Source organism: Flavobacterium sp. CG_9.1 (genome assembly GCF_015751645.1).
GTDB classification, from domain to species: domain Bacteria; phylum Bacteroidota; class Bacteroidia; order Flavobacteriales; family Flavobacteriaceae; genus Flavobacterium; species Flavobacterium xanthum.
In genome coordinates this window covers 80,468-97,764 of the sequence record NZ_JADOVC010000015.1, presented here as the reverse complement: position 1 = coordinate 97,764, position 17,297 = coordinate 80,468, and the positions used below count along the sequence as shown (strand labels likewise).

The window sequence follows — 17,297 nt, the reverse complement described above, 5'->3', positions numbered from 1 at the left end:
AGTGGCGTAAAAGTGAACGCCGCAAATTCGCAAATTTTTTATTTTATCACTTGGTGTAGTCTTGGTGTAAAAATTAGCCACAGATTCACAGATTTCTTATTTGATTCAATAATTGGTGCATTAGTGGCGTAAAAGTGAACGCCGCAAATTCGCAAATTTTTTATTTTATCACTTGGTGTAGTCTTGGTGTAAAAATTAGCCACAGATTCACAGATTTTTCATGGGATTGAATGGCTTGATTTGTGGTGAGAAAAATAACCGCAGATTCGCAGATTTTCTTAAATTATTGGGCTAGGAAAATTATCGAGGGCTTGCGTTAGGGATTGCAGTGGAAATCCTTTTTGTCCGCCTTTTCGGCGGGTAAAAAGATTGTAACGGAAAGCCCGCCCTTGTTGCTTGGAAGGTTGTGAATCTTCGTAGGGCTTGCTGCAACATGGGAACGCCCAAAAAAAAATCCGCCCTGTGTAGAGCGGATTAGTATTATTATGTATGTCACTTCGAGTAGCGCAGCGTATCGAGAAGTTTGTTCCCTTTCTATTCACAAAAAAACTCGAACTGACGTTATCGATACTTATTATTTTGTCAACTCCACGAAATATTTATAAAACAACGGAATGGTTTCAATTCCTTTGAGGTAATTAAAGATCCCGAAATGTTCGTTTGGCGAGTGAATGGCATCGCTATCCAGACCAAATCCCATCAAAATAGTTTTGCTTTTCAGTTCTTTTTCGAATAACGCAACGATTGGAATACTTCCTCCAGAACGCACCGAAATGGCTGGTATACCAAAGGTTTCAGTATACGCCATGTTGGCGGCTTTGTAGCCAATGCTGTCTATTGGGGTTACGTAACCTTGTCCGCCATGATGTGGTTTTACAAGTACAGTTACGCCAGCAGGAGCGATGCTGGTGAAGTGTTTGGTAAACAATTCGGTGATTTGTTCCCAATCTTGATTAGGAACCAAACGCATCGAAATTTTGGCGAAAGCTTTGCTTGCAATAACTGTTTTAGCACCTTCGCCAGTGTAGCCACCCCAGATTCCGTTTACATCCAGTGTAGGACGAATGGAGTTGCGTTCGTTAGTGACATAGCCTTTTTCGCCATAAACGTCATTTAAGTCGATTGCTTTTTTATAATTTTCAAGATTGAAAGGCGCTTTGGCCATTTCAGCTCTTTCTTCCAAGGATAATTCTTCGACATTATCATAGAAACCAGGAATAGTAATGTGGTTGTTTTCATCATGAAGCGAAGCAATCATTTTAGCCAACACATTGATTGGATTAGCAACGGCTCCGCCATACAATCCAGAATGTAAGTCCCGGTTTGGTCCCGTAACTTCGACTTCTACATAGCTTAATCCACGCAATCCTGTTGTAATTGACGGCTGCTGATTAGAAATCATTCCAGTATCAGAAATTAAAATCACATCGTTTTTTAGTTTTTCCTGATTGCGTTCAACAAACCAGCTCAAACTTTTGGAACCAATTTCTTCTTCGCCTTCAATCATGAATTTCACATTACACGGCAAAGTATTGGATTGAACCATATATTCTAATGCTTTTACGTGCATATACATTTGGCCTTTGTCATCACAAGCACCACGGGCAAAAATAGCGCCTTCAGGATGAATTTCGGTTTTCTTGATTACCGGTTCAAAAGGTGGAGAAGTCCATAATTCGACTGGATCTGGTGGTTGTACATCATAATGTCCGTAGACCAAAACGGTAGGCAAGTTGGGATCAATAATTTTCTCGCCATATACGATTGGATAACCTGGAGTGTCGCAAATTTCGACAAAATCACAGCCCGCTTTCTCTAAACTGGCCTTTACGGCATCAGCAGTTGCAAAAACATCATGTGAGTACGCAGTGTCGGCACTCACGGATGGGATTTTTAATAATTCGATTAACTCATTGATAAAGCGATCTTTGTGTTCTTGAACGTATGCTTTAATATTTTCCATTAGGTGAAATTTGTTTATATTCCAAAAGTACAAAAAAGAGTATGAATATTTTTTGTCTAAATTGTTTTGAAAATTGGAAGTTAAGTGTATCTTTGCACCCACAATTGCGCGGATATGGTGAAATTGGTAGACATGCCAGACTTAGGATCTGGTGCCGCAAGGCGTGTAGGTTCGAGTCCTATTATCCGCACAAACATTAAGACTTGAATAGCTGATTATCAGTTTTTTAAGTCTTTTTTGTTTTGTGTGTTCCCCAAAAAACAACACTCTTTCCTAAACCTGTGCCCTAGAGCACCTATTTAAACTTAAATTATTCTAAAAGGGAGAACTTTTTGGGTTTATGATTTCAGGCAAACAAAGTTAGATTTCAAAGGACGGATTTTCAGAACCGACACAACTTTCGATAAAATTAATAGACTTTATCGTCTGCCGACTTCGATACACAAGTTAAGGAAATTGAATAGGGTATGAAGAATAAACGCAGTAAGTGAAAAGAAGCAGGAAAGAATTTGCAAACGGCAAAAGGTAAATTTGTCAGCATTTTTAAATCGCAGTTGAAAAGGAGTACCATCAATATGTGCTTTTTTAATTTTTAACAAAGCTTCATCACAATATTTTGCATATTGAATGTCGGGAACATCGAGTTCTTGGAGTATTTAAGCCGCACCCACATTATTAAAATCGATATCAATCGCAATTAAAACTTTTGTGAACCTATTTTTGTTAAATTATTTAGGAAGTAAAATTTTAGCTTTGAAACCTTTATTGATTTGAGAATCGAACATAAGTGTTCCTTTTACTGCCTGAATGCGGTTTTCCGCATTTTGAAGTCCATTTTTTAAAATTAGTTTTTCCGTGAAGCCCACCCCATTATCTGAATAGTCAATTATCACATTATTCTGATCGCTATCAAACCCAATGATCACAAAATTGGCTTGGCTGTATTTTTTCATATTAACCATGAGCTCTTGCAATACTCTTTGCAAAGCTATCTTTTTTTCGTTTTCGATTTTTGACCAATCTATTATATTTCCGTTTTTTATAATGACTTCGACACTGTCACTTTTATAGTTGCTGAGCATCTGTTTTAGATTGTGTTCAAAACTTTCTCCCGTTTCTATAGTACTATTCTCCTTAGAGAAATCTCGTGTTCTAACATATATTTTATCAAGATTGTCTACCAGCGTTTCTTTTTTTATAGGGTTTTGTAAATCTTGCGTTTCGGCAAAAGTCATAGCATAAAAAACATCATTAGCGAGTTCATCATGAAGTTTTTTAGAAATTCGAGTTTCGGTATTGTAACGTGCTACTAATAACTCTCGTTTACTTTTATTTCTAAAATAGTGGATAAGGAAACCGATTCCTCCAAGTAGTACAACGAATCCAAAACTGAGCAAATACTTTTCGTTTTTTTGCGTTTCAAGTTGCAAAAGGGTTTCTGCTCTTTGTCCTTTGTATTTTATATTTTCCAAGGTCGCTTCTCTGGAATCATACTTAATTTTAGCAAACTGATTTTTAGCATTGTTTCGTACTGTTTTAATGCTATCATTAAGATTTACAAACAATGCGGCATAACTATTTACCCCTTTTTCCAGATTGTAAGACATTAAGAATTCCAATGCCTCCAATCGTTCATCGATACTTTGATACTTTGTGGCTACCTTATAAGCCTGCAATGCATTCTCCTTCGATTTTTGATAGTCTCTATTTTGATAGAAATCAGCTAAATGCAAATAGCTTTCAATACTTCCATAGGAATCATTAATGCTAGTTCTGATTACTAAAGCCTGGTTCATTAATGCTAGTCCCTTTTGAATATGATTGTCTTTATAATAAGCAAATCCCAGATTGTCAATAATTCTAGCTTTTTTATGCTGTAGTGTATCTAAAATATCAGTTTTTAAAATTGGCTCTAAAAGGGCAATGGCTTTTCTGTACTTTTTTTGTTCCGTATAAACCGTGGCGATATTATTGAATAATGCCACTCTAGCTACAGAATCGTTAACCGTTTTTAAAATTGTAGCATAATAGCGAACGGCGTCATCGTAATTTTTTACTTCTTTTGCTGCAATTCCGAATAAATTATTTGCAGCTACCTGATATTGTAAATCATTATTTATGTAAGGTAAAGCCTCGGTTAAAGTTTCTTCACTGCTATAATAATCGCCATAGGTTTGTTGGATATGAGCCATTCCAATTAGATTATAGGCAATGTAAGAACTGTTCCCCTCAGCTTCAAATAATTCTTTGGACTTATTATAATAATAGAAAGCACTATCTAATTTACTATCCCTGTTATAGGAATCACCTAATTCCGACAATCTCTTAGCTTGGGTGTATTTTAGGCTTTCTTGTTTTTTAGAAGTATCAATAACTGTATTTACACTCTTTTGACAAGATACAATTGAAAGCAAAAGCAGTAAAATAAAAAACGGGGAACGCAACATATAAAGTTTCTTTCCCCGAAATTAGTATTTAATTGTAAATTAATGCTCTTTATTGTGGATTTTTTGGAGGTGTTATAATAATTATTTCATCACCAGGGCCTTCACTCGCATTAACCGTGCTTGTGTTAACAATAGAAATACTGTCATTTTCCATTGATTTTAGTTTTTCTTTTTGAATTGCAAATTCCTTTGATTGAGCTGTTGTACTATCAATAGCATCCGCATCACAGGATACCATAACCAGGCCCGATACTGTAAAAGCAGCTATGAAAAATATTTTTTTCATGATTGTAATTGTTGAAAATTGGACATAGGTTTGGCCGTTCGATAGCTGTAATCGAATAATTAGTGTTGGCTAAACCATTAAAATGAGAACAGTTTGTTTTGGTTTCGGGAAGTAAAGTCAGCTAGTACAGAACCGTTTAATTATACTTCCCGGAATAAAAATTCTGTTCTGTATAGCGTCACTTTTATAGAAGTAGTTTTGTACATTTGTTCGTATCGCGAAATAGAACAACAACTAATTCTGAGGCAAAGTACTGATGCTTCTGAAGTAAAATTGATACGGAATTCCTATGATTCCCAGTATGACGAAGGATTCCTGATAATTCCTAAAAATTCCTGTAAGCTTATGGTGAAAAATACTTTAGAAGATTATAAAGCAGCTATTCAATTGAAGTATGAGAGAGAAAAAAGGGGAAGTCATTCCAGTTTTTTGCTAAATCCTTCTCGCGCTAAATTGAGGAAATTGTGTGCCGAGTTATTTAAAGATGATGTAAATGCTGACGATTTAAAAAGCTTTTCTGCTTTTTTTCAATTTGATTTTCTTCCAAATTGCTCCAATAAATTAAAAGAGCAAACAGATAGATTCAGGCCAATTGAAACCTTTTTTAAGGGAGAAACGGATTTAACTGATATTGAAGCGGTGAATATTGCAGCAATATTGGTCGATTTTAATCCAAGACCGTATCTTAAATTTTCAAGAACAGAATCGTTAAAAAAAGAGAGTAGTCTTGTTGACAGTAATGAAAATAGTATTGTGCACCAAGTTACCGTAGAAGATAAAAGGGCCATAACTGACAACAGGGAGAATGAAGGAGTAATTCAACCATCGTTCTTGGTGAAAAAGCAAATGCGGTCTTTACAGACACAGCAAATTATTCCAGCAATGCTTCTGATTTTAGTCCTAGGTGGTTTTGGATATTGGTTTTTTTCAAAAAAAACGTGTATGCAATGGCAAAAAGACCATTATGAAGTGGTGGAGTGTGAAACTGAAGAAGTCGGGATTGTAAACGTGTACTCCAAACTACCGATAAATCAAAATATGCTAGGTTTTAAAAAAATTGAGGTGTCGGATACAACAACTTTTTTTAAGCATAATAAACCCGTTTTATGGTATTGTAAAAATGGAAACCATCTTGATTTTTTTTATGGTCCAGGTTTTCATCCTGAAAATGAGAAAACGTTAAAACCCATTACACAATATATGATAAATAAATACGTGAAGTAAGCCTTGACTACTGAAACATTCATACGGTTTGTCCACGGACGTTAGCCTTTTATCCTATGGAACGAAATTGCTATTTGTTTGATAGCATATCTTTAGCAAATTAGAATTAATGGTCTTGAAAGTTGGTAGTAGGTTTAAAAGCGTTAAAAATCAGCTTTTAAATAAGGTCTCTTTCTTCACCTTATATTAAAAATGGAAAACCGCTTTGAAATTATAGTAGAGAAACTAAACAGTATTGAAAAATTTTTCCAAGAAAACCACCAAGATAAACCGATAATTTTTGCAAATGAACTACTGGATGTAATTGTATATCCAATAAGAGTGAAAATACAGTATTGAGAATGTGGATTGATCTTATTAAGATTTATGATCCGCACATAAAAAAAGCTTCTCAATGGAGAAGCTTTTTTATACCTACTTTTAATAATTATTTATTCTCAATCCAAGCATTGATTTTCTTTTCTAATAATGCTAAAGGCATTACGCCAGACTCTAATACTTTTTCGTGAAATTTCTTAATATCAAATGTAGTACCCATCTTAGTTTCCGCTTTTTTGCGAAGCTCCATAATCTTTAACTGACCAATCTTATAGGACAATGCTTGCCCCGGAATCGCCATGTAGCGTTCGATTTCTGGAATTATGCTCGCTTCACTTTCAGCTTCGTTTGCTAACGAATATTTAATAGCTTGCTCTCTGGTCCACCCTTTGGAGTGTAATCCTGTATCTACTACTAAGCGAACTGCTCGGTGCATTTCATTACCCAACATCCCAAAATACTGATACGGATCCTGATACAAACCCAATTCTTTTCCTAAACTTTCCGTGTACAATGCCCAACCTTCGCCATACGCGCCAAACCAATTGAATTTTCTAAAATCAGGAAGACTCTCGTTTTCTTGCTGTAAGGATATTTGAAAGTGATGCCCCGGAATCGCTTCATGCAAAAACAAATCTTCATCACCATACATATTATAATTGGCTACATCGGGAATTGGCACATAGAAAATACCGGGACGTGTGCCGTCAGCCGTTCCTTGGTTGTATTCCGCACTAGCCGTTTGCTCTCTAAAAGCTTCTGTGCGTCTGATTTCAAATTTCGTTTTAGGTTGTAACGCAAATAATTTATCTACATTCGGTTTAATGCGGGTGTAAATGCTTTGAAAATTAGCAATAACTTCCTCTGGTTTGGTAAAGGGTTTTAATTCTTTTTTGTTTCGAACCTCCTCAAAGAATTCTAATAATGTGCCTTTGAAACCGACTTGCGTTTTTACCTTTTCCATTTCGGCAGTCAGTCGAGCCACTTCTTTTAGTCCTAATTCATGAATGGCTTCTGGAGTCATATCAGTAGTAGTCCACTGTTTTACGTAAGCGGCATATAACTCTTTTCCAAAAGGCAAACTTCCAATTCCGCTGGTTGCTCTGGAAGCAGGAAGGTATTCTTTATTCAAAAAATCAGCCATCTTCTTATACTGCGGAATCAGTTTGGTATTGATTGTCGCTGTATATTTTGCCGTTAAATCTTCTTTGATGCTGTCAGGAAATGAAGCAGGCATTAATTTTATAGAAGAGTAAAATAGATTGTCTTCAATATTTGGCGTAGCCATTTCGGCAAATTGTGGAATTAGTTTTACTGTCAACGACTTAGGTAATACCACCCCTTTGTCTAATCCTTTTTTCATGTATACCATCGCGGAGTCTATCCAAACAGCGTATTTATCCATTCGCTGTAGGAAATTAGTATAATCCTCTTCTGTTTTAAAAGGTTGTGCGCTGGTTCCTCCCGCAAACTGTCCCATGGTGAGGTGTGTACCCCAAAATTGATGAACAGGAAGCAAATTGGTAGGTTGTTTTAATAAATCTTTACCAATTTCAACTTCCCATTTGATGATTTCGTAACTGTTTTTTTCTTCCTCGGATAAGTTTTCTTTATCAATTTTATTTAAAGCAGTTTGGTATTTGTCAAAAAAAGCTTCTTGCGAGTTTCTAAAACTGTCCGTCATCTCAAATTGCAGCTGATCGTTGTATTGGTTTTGACCACTTTGCGTTGCTCCCAAAGGGTCTAAAGCATTTTTGTCGTCAAAATAGTTTTTTGTTAAACTGGTAAAATCTTCTTTTTTATTTTCGGATTTGCAATTAACTAGCAGCAAAGAACCTGTTATTGCAAAGAAAAGAGTGGTTATTTTTCTCATAATGAATGTTTGATTATAGATTTAGCTAATTTATTCTTTTTTTTAATTTCCTATACTAAGTAGTTGGACTTATTTATTGCCGTACTATAAAATGAGTGAAATACTATTTAACATAAAAAGTCATGTAAGCATTAAACCTTAAATGACCTTATTATTGCTTAAGTTATCAGTCTTACACAAATGAAACTTCAATGACTTATATGGTAAAAAAAAATACGTCATTGTTTTATTGTTATTACTTAGATTAGGTAGAGGTTTAGTAAAGTACTATTTCTTTTTCACAAAATTTAGTTAAGGCGCCGCTGTAGTTCTTGGTTTGAATAGATTTAGGCTAAATTTACGATTCTAATTAATTAAACTCAAATGAGAAAAAAATCCTTTTTCATTTTGTTAGTCATTGGGAATATGCTAACAATTGAAGCACAAGAGAAAAAAGAAAACACCACTATGAATCCATTTTTTCAAGCTTATGACACGCCGTTTAATGTGCCGCCTTTCGACAGAATTAAAAATGAACATTTTAAACCCGCTATTTTAGAAGGTATCAGTAAACATCAAGCGGAGATTAATGCTATTGCAAATAATACGCAGCCTGCCACTTTTGAAAATACGATTCTTGCTATGGAAAACGCAGGGGAATTATTATCGAATGTAAACACGGTTTTTTCTAATCTGAATTCGGCGAATACCAATAAAGAGATTCAGAATATTGCCAAAGAAACGGCACCAAATCTTTCTGCACACCGAGATAATATTTACTTAAACGAGAAATTATTCGCAAAAGTAAAAACACTTTGGGACAAAAAAGAAACATTAGGCTTAAATTTAGAACAAGCTAAAATTTTAGATAATGCGTACAAAGATTTCGTTCGAAGTGGAGCTAATTTATCCAATGCGGATAAAGAAATATTGCGTAAAATAAATGGAGATCTTTCGCTAACAAGTTTGAAATATGGACAAAATATTTTGGCGGAGACTAATTCATACGAGTTGGTTATTGATAATAAAAAAGACTTGGCCGGATTGCCACAGGGATTAATCGATGCTGCCGCTGTTGATGCTAAAGCAAAAGGCAAAGAGGGAAAATGGGTTTTTACCCTTTCTAATTCTAGCGTGATGCCGTTTTTGCAATACAGTTCCAACCGAGAATTGCGTAAGCAAATTTGGAATGCCTACCAAACCAGAGGCAACCATAACGATGCTTTTGATAATAAGAAGAATGCAGTAGATTTAGCCAACCTTCGTGGGCAAAAAGCAAGATTGTTAGGATTTAAATCGCATTCTAATTATGTGTTGGAGGAATCGATGGCTAAAACACCGGAAAATGTAAACAAGCTGTTGAATGATTTGTGGAAACCAGCTTTGGAAATTGCCAAAACAGAAGCTACCGATATTCAGAAAATGATGGCTAAAGAAGGAATAAAAGGCGCGGTTCAACCCTACGACTGGAGATATTATACAGAGAAAATCAGAAAAGAACGTTTTGATCTTGACGAAGAAGAATTGAAACCGTATTTTAGTTTAGATAATGTTAGAAAAGGTGTTTTTCAAGTAACCGAAAAATTATACGGAATTCAATTCAAAGCGTTGACTAATGTTCCAAAATACCACGAAGACGCAACCGTTTGGGAAGTTTTAGAAAAAGATGGTACACATTTGGGTGTTTTGTACATGGATTTTCATCCGCGTGAATCGAAACGTGGCGGTGCATGGATGACCTCATACAGAAGCCAGAAAACGGTGGATGGAAAACGTGTTGCTCCGGTAGTTTCTATCGTTTGTAATTTTACAAAGCCATCAGCAAATGCTCCGGCACTTTTGACTTTTGATGAAGTGACGACTTTCTTTCATGAATTTGGACATTCCTTACACGGATTATTATCGAATGTGACGTATAAAAGTTTAGCTGGAACAAGTGTTCCTAGAGATTTCGTAGAACTTCCTTCCCAAATTATGGAAAACTGGGCGGCTGAACCCGAGGTTTTAAAAATGTATGCAAAGCATTATAAAACAGGCGAAGTGATTCCAGAGACGCTAGTGAATAAATTGAAAAAAGCAGGAACTTTTGATCAAGGTTTTGCCACAACAGAATATCTTGCAGCTTCTTTGTTGGATTTAGAATACCATTCTCAAACCAAAGATATTACTGTTGATGCAAACGCTTTCGAAAAAGCAGCAATGACAAAAATTGGTTTGATTTCCTCTATTATTCCAAGATATAGAAGCACGTATTTCAGCCATATATTCTCAGGAGGATATTCTTCTGGATATTACAGCTACATTTGGTCAGGAGTTTTAGATACCGATGCCTTTGAAGCGTTTAAAACGACTACTTTGTTTAATCCAGAAAAAGCCAAATTATTTCGTGACAATGTTTTGGAAAAAGGAGGAACCGAAGATCCGATGGTGTTGTACAAACGTTTCCGTGGTGCTGAACCTAGTATTGAGCCGCTGTTGAGAAAACGTGGTCTGGACAAAAAAGAAGAACCCCTTAAAAAAATAAAAGGATAATTATAATTTTCTTCTAAAGCAAAAACCCTACGATATAAATAAATTGTCGTAGGGTTTTTTTTTGTTTCTGATCAAAATCGGTTTTTATCCGTGATACACTCGGGAAGCAATTATTTTGTCTTCTCTAATGTCCAATACTTCCGCAACCAACAAATCGTCTTCACCGGTAACTGTTCTGATGTATTCCATGAAAACGCGGTCGCCATTGGCAGTAAGCGATTTTACTTTGTAATTCAAGCTTGGTAAACGCTCAAAAGCATCTTTCCACCATTCTCGTAATGCTTCTTTACCGGTAACAAAACCATTACTTTCCGGTTTATACATTTTTAATTTTGGACTAAAATGAACGGCATCTTCGTCATATAAAGACAGTAATTTTTCTAATTCTTTATTATTGAAAGTTTCAAACCATTTAAAGGCAATTGATTGTAATTTTTCTGGTGTCATACTTATTTAGGATTGAATTTTTAATTAAAAAAATCCCATTTCGCTATGCGAAAGGGATTTCATTGTATAATTTCAAAGAAATATTAAACGTTCTTCAAATTGATAATTTCTTGTTCAGTAAGCAATCTCCAGTTTCCTCTTGGCAAATTCTTTTTGGTCAAACCAGCAAACGAAACGCGGTCAATACGCAAAACATCATAACTGAAATGTTCAAAGATATTACGGACCACTTTTACATTGGATGATCTTAACTGCAATCCAATTTCACTTTTAGCTTCACCTTCAATGTAGCTTACATCTTCCACAAAAACGCGGTGTCCGTCAAGCGTCAAACCTTTATTTATTTTTTCTAAATCTTCAAATTTCAAGTTTTTGTCTAGTGAAACTTGGTAAATTTTAGATGATTTTTGACTTGGTAATGTAAATTTACGAATCATGTCCGTATCATTTGTGAACAATAACAAACCAGTTGTATTCTTGTCCATTCTCCCAACTGCACCAATTTTTGCAGTAGTAGAACCTTTAACCAATTCTAAAACATTACGATATTCCTGACCTTCGTCCATCGCAGTGGTAAAGTTTTTAGGTTTGTTCAGTAAGATGTATACTTTTTTCTCTGGTGTCAAAGTAGACCCGTCAAAATTCACAACATCACCTGGTTTTACCATGTATCCCATTTCGGTAACAGGAATTCCGTTTACTTTTACAGTCCCGGATTGAATATAAATATCCGCATCACGACGCGAGCACGCACCTGAATTAGCAATGTATTTATTCAAACGAATTTCGTCTTTTACTTTCGGTCTCTTTGGTGCTTGATTTGGTTTTTTCTCTACTTTATCAGTAGCGATATCGGCAACTTTAGTAGTAACTTTAACTTTTTTCGGCCCTTGAGCGCGCTTCTGCATGGCAGGTTTTGGCTTATTCGAACTGGGTCTTGAGCTAGCTGCTCTTGGACCACTTTTCTTATTATTGCCTTCCTTGTTATTCATAATATTCCAATAATTTGTGCAAAGATACTATTTATATACTTGACAATCAATAACCACCAATTATAAAAACGCTAACTGTCTAGTTAATAAGCCAATTAATATATTTTAGTATGATTTTTTAGAGCTATTTCCCGCTATCGTTTCAATCTTTCTAGTCCTGAACTTGTTTCAGGATCCTGAAACAAGTTCAGGACTAGAAAGGATTTTCTCTACTATCGGGGCTACCCTATCGGGTAATATAGGAGAATTTCGAGAATGTTTTTTTATCCTTTTTATAATTTGGAAAAAGGTAACATTAAACCATCAACAATCTTTTTCCATGCCATAAAACACTTGGATTAATCAAGACAATGCAAAATACTCCGGCAACAATAAGGAATTTCAATACATTGTGAAGCAGCAAAAATTGTGGTTTCGCATTGGATTTCCACAAGTAAAGCAAGAAGAAGATTAGGATAATCAGACAAGAATAAAAATAAATATCCATATAGCCCACATCATAAATATCAATCAAAGCATAAACGGGTAAAACAGTCAGAATGGTCAATACCGTGATGGTTATTTTTGATATCTCTTCGCCGTAAACAATAGGAATCGTTTTATAATCATTGGCTAAATCCCCTTTTAGGTTTTCTAAGTCCTTTATTATTTCCCGAATCAACAGTAATAAAAATAAAAAACTGGCATGCGAAAAAATAACTCCAAGTTGTCTTTTATAATTCTCTATATCTTCAAAGGGAATGCGGGTGTAAAAGTAGAGGAGTATCGCAAAAAAAGGCAAAACTGCCAATACTGCCGCAGTAAGATTTCCTACAATAGGGTATTTTTTTATTTTATGAGAATAAAACCAAATGAAAAAGATATATCCTGAAAAGAATAAAAAAACGCGCCACGAAACGAATAATGCCATCAAAGCCACAATAAAATTAAGCGTAAAATACACACTTAGTTTTGTTTTCTGGCTTACTAATCGATCTAACATGGACTTATTAGGTCGGTTAATTAAATCCTTTTGGCTATCATAAAAGTTATTGATGATATAGCCGGAAGCAATCGTAAGTGATGATGCAAAAACTAGAATAAATAAATTGAAATCGAGCAAAATATCTAACGCTCTTTTTTCGGGAGCCAGAATAAATATCGCAGAGAGATACTGCGCTAGAATAATTATTGGAATATTATACCCGCGAACCACCGAGAACAAACTTATAATTTTCATCAATAAAAGTTTGTTCTTTCTGTTCATTCTTGTTATAGGTTAGCCACGAACCTGGCTAGTGCAGGCAGGGCAGGAAGGTGAAAATGTTTTAAAGTTTATTTGAGTGTATTCTACTTTTTTTGAGAAAGAGGAATTAGAATTGATACACTACTTCAAGTTTGTAATCTTTCAAAGAAGCTTTTGCTTTTTCTAAATCTTCGGTAAAACCTAAGATGTAACCACCACCACCGGATCCACAAAGTTTTAAATAATAATCATTGCTGTCAATTCCTTGTTGCCAAATTCCGTGAAATTGTTCTGGGATCATTGGTTTGAAGTTATTCAAAACCACTTTTGATAATTTCTTGGTGTTCATGAACAAAGATTTCATGTCTCCGCCAAGGAAATTTTCTACACAAGCATCCGTATATTTTACAAATTGATTTTTCAACATCGCACGGAAACCTTTGTCTTTTAGGTTTTCCATAAAAATATTTACCATTGGAGCCGTTTCACCTACAATTCCGGAGTCTAACAAAAATACGGCGCCTTTTCCGTCAAAACTTTGGGTAGGAATACCAGTTGCTTCAATATTATTTTTGGAATTGATTAGAATTGGAATACTCAAATAACTGTTTAAAGGATCTAAACCAGAGCTTTTTCCGTGGAAAAAACTCTCCATTTGAGAAAATATATTTTTTAATTGCAATAATTTTTCCCGTGTTAAATTCTCTAAAACCGTGATTTTATTGTGAGCATATTTATCATAAATCGCAGCTACCAATGCACCACTGCTTCCTACGCCATATCCTTGCGGAATGCTGGAGTCAAAATACATTCCTGTCTCAATATCACTATTTAAAGTCGTTAAATCAAAAGTAACCAAGTTTGGCTGCTCGTTTTGTAAAGTTTCTAAATACGTTACAAAACGCCTTAAATTTGCATTTGATTTTATTGCCTCAGCAGAAGGATTTTCTTCTTTCTTAAGCGCGCCATTATAGAAATTATAGGGAATTGAAAGCCCTTTTGAGTCACGAATAATTCCGTATTCTCCAAAGAGTAATATTTTTGAGTAAAACAAAGGTCCTTTCATAGGGTGTTGTAAATTAACAATTTGGGGGTTGATAATTAGGTATTTATTTTATAATTTTTATAATTCAACTTGGTCTCCACGATTTGCTTCTTGAATTCTAAGATCGATTTTCTCTTGTTCTTCGGCAGATAATTGTTTCCAAATGTCCTTTTTTTCTGATTTGAAAATGTTTTTTATAGATTCTATTATAGCTGTGTCGTCCGTCTCTATAAGTAATTTAATTAATTCTAATTTCTCTGATTGGATGTCCATAGTTATAACTCTTTAAAAAATAAAGATAGTTAAAAAACAGATTAAATCAAAACAGCACCATTTCCAATTCTGTCGCAAATGTACTGCCCATTTTGGCAATAGCCAACTAATTCGTCCTTAATAAATTGCAAAACTTTTTCGCTAGTGTTTTCGGGATACAAAACATGTACATTGGCACCAGCATCCAGCGTGAAACAAACAGGAATTTTAGTCTCCTTTCTAAATTTCCAGATCGCATTTATGATCTGTAAGGTGTTCGGCTTCATTAAGATAAAATAAGGCATTGAAGTCATCATCATGGCGTGCAACGTCAAGGCTTCGCTTTCAACTATTTTTATGAAAGCGTCTAAATCACCATTTTCAAAAATAGTAATGAGATGGTCTAAATTTTCGTGCGCTTGAGAAAATCGTCTTTCGGCAAAAGGATGCTCGTGCATTAAATCATGACCCACTGTGCTCGAAACCTGCTTTTCGCCTTTGTCAACTAGTAAAATAGTATCCTGATAATTAGTAAAATTTTCGTGAATTGCATGTGGAAATTCTACTCCAAAAAGATCAGAGCTCGCTGGGATATTCTTTTGATTTCCCCAAACTACGACTTTGCCTTTTACACTGCGGCAGGCACTTCCAGAACCCAAACGCGCTAATAAAGATGCTTTTTGAAAGAAATAATCATCGGTCATTTCCGGATTTAACGCTTTTTCTAAGCTCATCAAATTCATGGCTAAAGCGGCCATTCCTGATGCCGAAGAAGCAATTCCAGAACTGTGTGGAAAAGTATTCTCAGTGTCAATCGTAAAATGATAGTCTTTTAAAAAGGGCAAATAGATTTCTATTCGTTCTAGAAATTTTTGAATTTTTGGCTTGAAATCTTCTTTAGATTGTCCTTCAAAAAGCAAATCGAATGAAAAAGAACCTTGGTTCTCTTTTTTGGCGAAAGCCAATTTAGTAATCGTCTTGCAATTATTCAAGGTAAAACTCACCGATGGATTAGCTGGAATTTGATTGTCTTTTTTGCCCCAGTATTTTACAAGGGCAATATTGCTGGGTGCACTCCATTGAAAAAAACCGCTTTCAACCGAATGTGTATATTTTGATGGAATAAAATCGTTTGCTGAAATCATGAATGATATAATTTACGCAAAGATACTTTTTTTTTGTAACTGCTGATTCGCAGATTTTTTTTTAATGATTGGTTATGGCAATCATCATTTTTTATTCGTTCTTTTAATTGTTTGGTCTACTTGAATATGATTCTAGCTTGTATTTTTTTAAAATTACACTTGCTGTTTAAAGCTGCGATAGTACGGTCGTGTAACGAACCTTAATGTTGTTTACTTGAAATGTGAACAAGATTTCATTAGATTTGTAAATCGTAAAACACATCAAAATGAATAAAATCACCCGAATATTAGCAGTTGTTGTTACTTGTCTTGTTATTGGTTATTTCTCAGGAAACGTAACCCGCTCTGCGATCACTACTTGGTATCCTACGTTGATTAAACCAAGTTTTAATCCACCCAATTGGATTTTTGCGCCCGTTTGGAGTACGCTGTATGTGATGATGGGTGTTGCGGCAGGTTTAGTTTGGAACCGCATAGAAGAAGAGCGGGATTTAGTCAAGAAAGCATTGGTTTTCTTTGCCATACAATTAGGGCTAAATGCCTTGTGGTCTTATTTATTTTTTGGCTTGCAGAACCCGATGTTAGCGGGATTAGAAATTATCGTTTTATGGCTAATGATATTTGAAACCTACATTCAGTTTGCCAAAATCAATAAAATCGCGGGTTATTTATTTATTCCGTATTTGGCTTGGGTTAGTTTTGCTGCCGTTTTAAATGGAAGCATTTGGTGGTTGAATCGATAGTTGGTAGGCTTTATTTCAGTTATGAGTTTTTTTATATTAATTCGGCATAAAGTTTAATCGGGTTTGTAGTGTAAAATTTTTGTACTCATAAATTCCATTAACGTCAGTTCATTTCTTTCGCTAGCTATGCTATCGGCTTTTGGGTCTTTGGCACAAAAAGCCAAAAAATCATCAATTTGTCTTGGCTTTAGCTGTAAGGTTTCGGTAAAAAAATCAGCTTTACATCTCGTTTTTGCAGCGTCAGTAAAAGCTAAAAGTGGGCCTTTATCAGCAGCTACCTCTTTCTCTTTTTTAAATAATTTAAAAATCATTCCGCCAATTCTCATTAAATCCATGCTGTTCTCAATGGTGCCATCGTAAACACCTGGATTTTTCAATTTTTTTGCATTTTTCTCCAATGTGTATTGATCCAATTTTCCTTGTTCCCATTTCGCATCTTTACTAAGCTTTATGGACGGCATATTTTGCACGACTACTTCTTTTAGTTCTTCAATTTTAGAATATAATGTGACTTTAAGAAAACCTTGGTTTAATACCGCGACTGAAATTTTTAATTCTTTTATTTCATGATTTTTTGCAACAAAAACCAAAACATCATTAATTTCAATATTAATTGTAAAATTTCCATCAGAATCGGTCAAAGTAACGGTTTTGGTGGTAGCATTGATTACCTCAACTTTGGTTGCGGCGGTTTTATCAAAGTGCACTTGTCCTTGAATGCGTTCGCTTGCCTGTGCAAAACCACTTTGATAAATTATAAAAGTACAAATAGAAACGAGTAGTTTTGTTTTCATAAAGATCTGATAATACGGTGGTAAAGTTATCA

Annotated in this window: 14 protein-coding genes and 1 tRNA gene; 4 read left to right on the top strand and 11 right to left on the bottom strand. The window is 35.0% G+C overall.

Translation table 11 applies throughout. The features are described 5' to 3' along the window. Positions 1 to 574: 574 nt before the first annotated feature. Positions 575 to 1,963: a dipeptidase gene (locus IWX83_RS09865; RefSeq protein ID WP_196829369.1), complete on the bottom strand. Its 1,389-nt coding sequence runs from the start codon at positions 1,961 to 1,963 to the stop codon at positions 575 to 577. Between the two features lie 108 nt (positions 1,964 to 2,071). On the opposite strand from IWX83_RS09865, the gene IWX83_RS09860 reads away from it, so the two are divergent. Further along, a tRNA-Leu gene (locus IWX83_RS09860) sits at positions 2,072 to 2,153 on the top strand. Between the two features lie 538 nt (positions 2,154 to 2,691). On the opposite strand, the gene IWX83_RS09855 is transcribed toward IWX83_RS09860, so the two are convergent. Together IWX83_RS09855 and IWX83_RS09850 are read right to left on the bottom strand one after the other, a co-directional pair. After that, positions 2,692 to 4,377, bottom strand: a complete 1,686-nt coding sequence (locus tag IWX83_RS09855) for a hypothetical protein (RefSeq protein ID WP_231379925.1) — start codon at positions 4,375 to 4,377, stop codon at positions 2,692 to 2,694. An 82-nt stretch (positions 4,378 to 4,459) separates the two neighbouring features. After that, positions 4,460 to 4,696, bottom strand: a complete 237-nt coding sequence (locus IWX83_RS09850) for a hypothetical protein (RefSeq protein ID WP_196829365.1) — start codon at positions 4,694 to 4,696, stop codon at positions 4,460 to 4,462. Between the two features lie 93 nt (positions 4,697 to 4,789). Between IWX83_RS09850 and IWX83_RS09845 the strand changes: the two genes are divergently transcribed. Continuing rightward, a complete protein-coding gene (locus IWX83_RS09845) occupies positions 4,790 to 5,920 on the top strand; it encodes a hypothetical protein (RefSeq protein WP_196829363.1) in 1,131 nt (376 codons plus the stop codon). A 427-nt stretch (positions 5,921 to 6,347) separates the two neighbouring features. Here IWX83_RS09845 and IWX83_RS09840 read toward each other — a convergent pair whose 3' ends face one another. Further along, positions 6,348 to 8,111: a DUF885 family protein gene (locus tag IWX83_RS09840; protein WP_196829361.1), complete on the bottom strand. Its 1,764-nt coding sequence runs from the start codon at positions 8,109 to 8,111 to the stop codon at positions 6,348 to 6,350. 363 nt (positions 8,112 to 8,474) lie between these two features. Here IWX83_RS09840 and IWX83_RS09835 point away from each other — a divergent pair, with 363 nt between their 5' ends. Next, positions 8,475 to 10,622 carry a M3 family metallopeptidase gene (locus IWX83_RS09835; RefSeq protein ID WP_196829359.1) on the top strand — a complete coding sequence of 716 codons (2,148 nt, stop codon included), beginning with the start codon at positions 8,475 to 8,477 and terminating at the stop codon, positions 10,620 to 10,622. Between the two features lie 84 nt (positions 10,623 to 10,706). On the opposite strand, the gene IWX83_RS09830 is transcribed toward IWX83_RS09835, so the two are convergent. The 6 genes from IWX83_RS09830 to IWX83_RS09805 form a co-directional block, all read right to left on the bottom strand. After that, positions 10,707 to 11,069, bottom strand: a complete 363-nt coding sequence (locus tag IWX83_RS09830) for a nuclear transport factor 2 family protein (protein ID WP_196829357.1) — start codon at positions 11,067 to 11,069, stop codon at positions 10,707 to 10,709. Positions 11,070 to 11,152: 83 nt separating this feature from the next. After that, positions 11,153 to 12,061 carry a pseudouridine synthase gene (locus IWX83_RS09825; RefSeq protein ID WP_073352808.1) on the bottom strand — a complete coding sequence of 303 codons (909 nt, stop codon included), beginning with the start codon at positions 12,059 to 12,061 and terminating at the stop codon, positions 11,153 to 11,155. A gap of 295 nt (positions 12,062 to 12,356) precedes the next feature. Beyond that, complete coding sequence (locus tag IWX83_RS09820; RefSeq protein ID WP_231379921.1) at positions 12,357 to 13,280, bottom strand: geranylgeranylglycerol-phosphate geranylgeranyltransferase; 924 nt, start codon at positions 13,278 to 13,280, stop codon at positions 12,357 to 12,359. Positions 13,281 to 13,413: 133 nt separating this feature from the next. Then, complete coding sequence (locus IWX83_RS09815) at positions 13,414 to 14,352, bottom strand: mevalonate kinase (RefSeq protein WP_196829353.1); 939 nt, start codon at positions 14,350 to 14,352, stop codon at positions 13,414 to 13,416. Between the two features lie 57 nt (positions 14,353 to 14,409). Beyond that, positions 14,410 to 14,604, bottom strand: coding sequence for a hypothetical protein (locus IWX83_RS09810; protein ID WP_073352805.1), 195 nt, complete (start codon positions 14,602 to 14,604; stop codon positions 14,410 to 14,412). 41 nt (positions 14,605 to 14,645) lie between these two features. After that, positions 14,646 to 15,728, bottom strand: a complete 1,083-nt coding sequence (locus IWX83_RS09805) for a diphosphomevalonate/mevalonate 3,5-bisphosphate decarboxylase family protein (RefSeq protein ID WP_196829352.1) — start codon at positions 15,726 to 15,728, stop codon at positions 14,646 to 14,648. A 266-nt stretch (positions 15,729 to 15,994) separates the two neighbouring features. Here IWX83_RS09805 and IWX83_RS09800 point away from each other — a divergent pair, with 266 nt between their 5' ends. Further along, positions 15,995 to 16,471: a TspO/MBR family protein gene (locus tag IWX83_RS09800; protein ID WP_066083101.1), complete on the top strand. Its 477-nt coding sequence runs from the start codon at positions 15,995 to 15,997 to the stop codon at positions 16,469 to 16,471. A gap of 53 nt (positions 16,472 to 16,524) precedes the next feature. Here IWX83_RS09800 and IWX83_RS09795 read toward each other — a convergent pair whose 3' ends face one another. Beyond that, a complete protein-coding gene (locus IWX83_RS09795) occupies positions 16,525 to 17,265 on the bottom strand; it encodes a hypothetical protein (RefSeq protein ID WP_196829350.1) in 741 nt (246 codons plus the stop codon). Between the last annotated feature and the right edge of the window lie 32 nt (positions 17,266 to 17,297).

Excerpts from the sequence above, each read along its gene's own strand:
- IWX83_RS09865 (WP_196829369.1), bottom strand. The coding sequence starts at position 1,963 with ATGGAAAATATTAAAGCATACGTTCAAGAACACAAAGATCGCTTTATC.
- IWX83_RS09850 (WP_196829365.1), bottom strand. The coding sequence starts at position 4,696 with ATGAAAAAAATATTTTTCATAGCTGCTTTTACAGTATCGGGCCTGGTT.
- IWX83_RS09840 (WP_196829361.1), bottom strand. The coding sequence starts at position 8,111 with ATGAGAAAAATAACCACTCTTTTCTTTGCAATAACAGGTTCTTTGCTG.
- IWX83_RS09835 (WP_196829359.1), top strand. The coding sequence starts at position 8,475 with ATGAGAAAAAAATCCTTTTTCATTTTGTTAGTCATTGGGAATATGCTA.
- IWX83_RS09830 (WP_196829357.1), bottom strand. The coding sequence starts at position 11,069 with ATGACACCAGAAAAATTACAATCAATTGCCTTTAAATGGTTTGAAACT.
- IWX83_RS09825 (WP_073352808.1), bottom strand. The coding sequence starts at position 12,061 with ATGAATAACAAGGAAGGCAATAATAAGAAAAGTGGTCCAAGAGCAGCT.
- IWX83_RS09820 (WP_231379921.1), bottom strand. The coding sequence starts at position 13,280 with ATGAAAATTATAAGTTTGTTCTCGGTGGTTCGCGGGTATAATATTCCA.
- IWX83_RS09815 (WP_196829353.1), bottom strand. The coding sequence starts at position 14,352 with ATGAAAGGACCTTTGTTTTACTCAAAAATATTACTCTTTGGAGAATAC.
- IWX83_RS09810 (WP_073352805.1), bottom strand. The coding sequence starts at position 14,604 with ATGGACATCCAATCAGAGAAATTAGAATTAATTAAATTACTTATAGAG.
- IWX83_RS09805 (WP_196829352.1), bottom strand. The coding sequence starts at position 15,728 with ATGATTTCAGCAAACGATTTTATTCCATCAAAATATACACATTCGGTT.
- IWX83_RS09800 (WP_066083101.1), top strand. The coding sequence starts at position 15,995 with ATGAATAAAATCACCCGAATATTAGCAGTTGTTGTTACTTGTCTTGTT.
- IWX83_RS09795 (WP_196829350.1), bottom strand. The coding sequence starts at position 17,265 with ATGAAAACAAAACTACTCGTTTCTATTTGTACTTTTATAATTTATCAA.